Here is a 525-nt window from a genome sequence, read left to right on the forward strand (position 1 = left end):
CCGGCACCTTGACGTTGTTCCAGAACTCGCGACGGAGCTCGGGGATGCGGTCCAGCGCCTTGCGCAGACCCTCCTCGGTGCGCTCCATCCCGCAGTAGTCCCACATGATCTGACCCAGCTCGCGGTGGAACGAGTCCACCGTGCGGGTGCCGTTGATCGACAGGAACTGGTCGATCCGGTCGGTGACCGACTGCACGGCCTCGACGACCTCGGGCGCGTCGTCGGCGACGGCGTCGAGCTCGTTCTTGGCCAGGTAGTCGCCGATGGTGACCGGGAGGACGAAGTAGCCGTCGGCCAGGCCCTGCATCAGCGCGGACGCACCGAGCCGGTTCGCGCCGTGGTCGGAGAAGTTGGCCTCGCCCGCCACGTACAGCCCCGGGACGGTCGACTGCAGGTCGTAGTCGACCCAGAGGCCACCCATCGTGTAGTGCACGGCGGGGAAGATCCGCATCGGGACCTCGTACGGGTTCTCACCCGTGATCCGCTCGTACATCTCGAACAGGTTGCCGAGATCGGAAGAGCACA

The 525-nt window shown here is 66.7% G+C and carries 1 protein-coding gene; it reads right to left on the reverse strand.

From position 1 onward, the window contains the following. Positions 1 to 525 (reverse strand): FAD-binding protein (locus tag DBV35_RS29165; RefSeq protein WP_117434498.1); only part of this gene is annotated, 525 nt, incomplete at both ends.

The organism is Acuticoccus kandeliae (assembly GCF_003073115.1).